Source organism: Flavobacterium sp. (assembly GCF_035760125.1).
Lineage (GTDB): Bacteria > Bacteroidota > Bacteroidia > Flavobacteriales > Flavobacteriaceae > Flavobacterium.
Genome location: NZ_DASTTN010000208.1, coordinates 1 through 4,799, shown reverse-complemented (window position 1 = coordinate 4,799; position 4,799 = coordinate 1). Strand labels below are relative to the sequence as shown.

The following is a 4,799-nucleotide window of genomic DNA, read 5'->3' as shown; positions in this document are numbered from 1 at the left end:
TCAAATTATTGCGGTGAAAATGATGATTATTGAGGTAGTTTTAGAATTTATAATATCTTTATAGTGTTGTGTCATTTTGTTCCAATATACCATTGAATCCTAAATTTTAGAAATAAAAAAAGCAACTCAATTGAGAGTTGCTTTAATAAGTATGTTTCTTTCCCTTATTTGAAGTTGAAACCAAAGATAGCACCTAGTCCAAATTGATAAGAATAGGCATAATCCTGTACTGCAACAGGTCCCCAGTATCCCCAATATGTATCAGTACCAGCTGCAGCAACAGTTGATATAAGATTAGCTTGAAGACTAATTGAAACAATAGAAGCAGTTTTTATTTTTACTCCTCCCTTGATTTCCCATGCAAAGTTGGTATCACTTCCGCCATATGGACCTTCAGTAATCGACATACCAATTCCTCCTCCTAAATAGGGAACCGCATTATTTCCATTATCAAAATAATGATTACCTCCTATTAAGATATAGTTGAAAGCTCCGTCACCATCTACATCGTCAATGATACCAGGCACATCAACCTTCATTGATGTGTCAAGTCTTAAATATTTAAGCTCAATAGAAGTTGACTTTTGGGGAAAAAATTCTAATCCCGCACCATAAGTAAGACCATCTCCGATTTTTATGTGTCCATAATCAAAATTTACGTTGTTAGAAAAAGTGTAACTTCCATAAACATCTAACACAACTGATCCTCTATCTTGAGCCATCATACCTGCTGAAAATAAAAAAGCGATTAGTAAAAAACTGTAATTTTTCATAATTTCTATGTTTTGTTTGTTCCTAACAAATATAGATAAAAAATCAAAAGGATTACAAATTATATGTTAATTCATACTTGTAAAAACAAAAAAAGTATTTAAGTGTTAGCTAGTTATAATGTTTTTTGGTTTTTTAAGGTTTAGATAAAAAAAAATAACTCGTAAGAATTGTTTTTTTTAAATCAAATGAAGTTTTAATCAATTATCATTTCCGGAATTTCACCTTCGATGATTAAATCGGCTTCTGTCGAAGCTATGATGTGTTCTACAGTCACTCCCGGTGCTCTTTCCAATAGTTTAAAACCTTTTGGCGTGATTTCCAAAACGGCCAATTCAGTAACCACTTTTTTCACGCAGCCTACACCCGTCAACGGCAAGGTGCATTTTTTTAATATCTTGGACTCTCCCGCTTTGTTGACATGCATCATTGCTACGATAATATTCTCTGCAGATGCTACAAGATCCATTGCTCCACCCATTCCTTTGACCATTTTTCCTGGGATTTTCCAGTTGGCAATATCTCCATTTTCGGAAACTTCCATAGCGCCCAGGATGGTCAAGTCAACATGCTGTCCGCGGATCATTCCAAAGCTGGTTGCTGAATCAAAAAAAGAAGCTCCTGGCAAAGTGGTGATGGTCTGTTTTCCCGCATTGATGATATCGGCATCTTCATCGCCTTCAAAAGGGAAAGGTCCCATGCCCAGAACACCATTTTCGCTTTGAAATTCGACATCAATTCCTTTCGGGATATAGTTGGCGACCAAAGTGGGAATTCCGATTCCTAAATTTACGAAATAACGGTCTTTTAGTTCTTTTGCAATTCGTTTTGCAATTCCTATTTTATCTAATGCCATGTGTTTTTATTTTTTTAAATCTAAAAAAATTGAAAAAAATTGTCAATTCTCTAAGGTCTGATATCTATTTTCTTTATTCTAATTTCTGAAATCTGCGGTCTGTAATCTAAAATCTATTCTCTTTTTCTGGTTGTGCGTTGCTCAATCCTTTTCTCATACTTTTTCCCTTGGAAGATGCGTTGCACTAAAATCCCAGAGATGTGAATTTGGTTGGGGTCTAATGTCCCAGCTTCAACCAATTCCTCTACTTCAGCCACGGTTATTTTTGCCGCGCCGCACATGCATGGATTGAAATTTCTGGCTGTTCCTTTGAAGATAAGATTGCCTGCAGTATCGCCTTTCCAGGCTTTTACTATTGCAAAATCGGCTTTGAAAGCGTGTTCCATAATGTGCATTTTGCCATTGAATTCACGGACTTCTTTGCCTTCGGCTACTTCGGTTCCATAACCGGCGGGTGTGAAGAAGGCTGGAATGCCAGCTTGTGCTACACGACATCTTTCTGCCAAAGTTCCTTGTGGGATGAGGTCTACCTCAAGTTCTCCAGAAAGCATTTGGCGTTCGAATTCGGCATTTTCACCGACATAGGAAGAAATCATTTTTTTGATTTGCTTTTTTTGCAAAAGCAAACCAAGTCCAAAATCATCTACTCCTGCATTATTTGAAATGCAGGTTAGGTTTGTGGTTTCTTTTTGAACCAATTCGGCGATGGAGTTTTCGGGTATGCCACACAATCCGAACCCACCAAGCATGAGGGTCATTCCGTTTTCAATTCCTTGAAGTGCTTCTTGAACGGTATTTACTTTTTTGTTAATCATAATAATTCTTTTATAACTATATCGATTTCGTTTTTTGTTTTTAAAAATTAAAGCATTTCGGTTTTCTGTGAAGTATTATTATTTAATGTATTAAAAAAGGAACCTCAATTGAAAAAAATGAATTTATAAGGCAAATTTAGTAAAATAATCACATTAATTTGTTTTCATGATTTTTTATTAAAAGGGATATTTTTTTTAATAGATATGATAAATATAAAACTTGATGATTAGCAGTAATTTTGGGTGAGGGATAGAAGCTAGCTACCAAAGTAGCGCGAATAGCCCGACAGCAGCTGGAGAAAAGGGTAATGACGACAAAGTTGCTAGCCCTTTTTTTCAGCTGGTGGCATCCCCTAATTGTTTTGCATTGCACTAACCACCAAATCATCCACCGAAACAGTACGACTGATATGACCCAAAAGCATTTCGAGTCCCTCGGCACGAAGGCTGTCCCGGACTTCGGAGCGGGCTTCGGCAATTTTTAGGGATATATTCCTTGCTTTCAAATCGAAAAAAAGATGTTTTAAAAATCGGGCTCCTGCAATATCGATGCGGGGAGAGGAATTAAGATCTAATATAACTGTTTTCAAGTTGTCGGCTTCACTGTAGATTTTTCCCCAAATCTGCTCTTTGATGTATTCGGCATTAAAATAGAATATGGACGATTCAATCCGAACAAGTAGTACGCCATCTATTTTTTCATTGTCTGGATGCCTTTCTATGTCGGTATAGCGTTTGGTTCCGGGTATTCTGCCCAAGAAAGCGACGGTTGGCTTTGAGGCTGCTTTTATTAACAGCAACAAAGTTACCATTGCCGCCAGTAAAACCCCTGTTAAGATTCCCCAAATAAGTACGGCGACAAGTGCAATCATAGCAACAAAAAATTCCTGTCTATCTATTTTATAGAGATGTTTGATTTCCTGTAAATCAAAAAGTCCTCTAATGGCTACCAACACTATGGATGCCAAAATTACGGTAGGCAAATTTTGAAGGAATCCTGTTAAAAACAATAGACAGAAAGCAATTGTTGCCGAGGCGAATATTAACGATAACGGTGTTTTGGCGCCCGCAGTATCATTTACGGCAGACTGCGATAATCCTCCGGCAACGGGATAGCCCTGACCAAATGCTACAGCTGCATTGGCAACTCCAAGCGCCAGTAATTCTTGGCGAGGATCAATGACGTAGCCGTTTTTTTGTGCTAATGTTCTTCCTGCTGAAACGCTTTCGATATATGATAATAAAAAGCAGGCCATGGCGAGGGGCATTACGCCATCTACATCGCTAATCCGAAGCGAGGGCAAATGAAATTCAGGTAAACCTGTTGGTATGGTGCCAACTGTATTGAATCCATCATGTCCCAATGGTGTTGTCGAAATGAGGATTATTGATAAAACGACTATCAAAATTGCAATTGGTCGTCCCGGTGCCATTTTTTCGCCCACAATCAATATGATTATAGCAGCAATACCAAAAATAAAAACGGCAGTATTCATGTCCGGTATTTGATGGAAAATAGTGATAATGCGATCAATAAAATTATCGCCGCCGCCTTTTACGCCAAATAATTTAGGCAATTGGGTCAAGCCAATGGTTATAGCAGCACCGGCTTTGAATCCCACCAAAACGGTTTCGCTGATAAAATTGATGATACCACTTAAACGCAAGAGATAAGCCAGTATTGCCATTCCTGCAAAAACAAGAGCTGTGAGTGAGGCAATATCCGCCCAGCGCTGAACATCGCCGTTTGCCATATCAGTAATGGTGGTTCCAATCAATAAGGAAATCGCCGATGTTGGACCTATGGCGAGTTGCTTACTGGTTCCCAACAAGGAATAAAACAAGCCGCCAATGAGGTAGCCATAAATACCATATTGGGGAGGAAGTCCTGCAAGGGTTGCGTAAGCGAGTGATACTGGAATTCCATAGGCAGCCAGAGTTATTCCGGCTACAAAGTCGCTTTTTAAGGTTTTGGTATTGTATGCTGCAATCCATGCAGAAGGTGGAAAAAGGGTAGAAGTCATAAGCTCTTTTTAGTGATTAGTGGCTAGTTCTTAGTGATTAGCTTTTTTGGTAGTGATTTTGAAAATAAGTCTTTTGGAATTGTGCTCTAGACTAATCACTTTTTGCTAATTACTATGGACTAATTAATCTTCCTCGTCCAATAATGTTTTTTTGACAGCATTTAATTCGGCTATTTTTTCTGCACTCACTTTTGGGTATTCTAAATCCATTTCTTCTAGTGCCGTTATGATTGCCGATGCAATGGCAATACGGGCATAGGATTTATTATCGGCAGGAATCACATACCAAGGAGATTTTTTGGTAGAGGTGTTTTTTATTAATTCTTGATAGGC

General features: G+C 38.2%; 4 protein-coding genes and 1 pseudogene. All 5 read right to left on the bottom strand.

Translation table 11 applies throughout. The annotated features are described in order from the left end of the window. Positions 1-164 precede the first annotated feature (164 nt). Positions 165-773, bottom strand: coding sequence for an outer membrane beta-barrel protein (locus VFS71_RS07740; RefSeq protein ID WP_326400354.1), 609 nt, complete (start codon positions 771-773; stop codon positions 165-167). Between the two features lie 194 nt (positions 774-967). After that, complete coding sequence (locus tag VFS71_RS07735; RefSeq protein WP_326400353.1) at positions 968-1,627, bottom strand: CoA transferase subunit B; 660 nt, start codon at positions 1,625-1,627, stop codon at positions 968-970. A 113-nt stretch (positions 1,628-1,740) separates the two neighbouring features. Beyond that, positions 1,741-2,442: a CoA transferase subunit A gene (locus tag VFS71_RS07730; protein ID WP_326400352.1), complete on the bottom strand. Its 702-nt coding sequence runs from the start codon at positions 2,440-2,442 to the stop codon at positions 1,741-1,743. 353 nt (positions 2,443-2,795) lie between these two features. Further along, positions 2,796-4,466 carry a SulP family inorganic anion transporter gene (locus VFS71_RS07725; protein ID WP_326400351.1) on the bottom strand — a complete coding sequence of 557 codons (1,671 nt, stop codon included), beginning with the start codon at positions 4,464-4,466 and terminating at the stop codon, positions 2,796-2,798. Positions 4,467-4,589: 123 nt separating this feature from the next. Further along, a pseudogene (locus VFS71_RS07720) lies at positions 4,590-4,799 on the bottom strand (polyphosphate kinase 2 family protein); the annotation flags it as partial.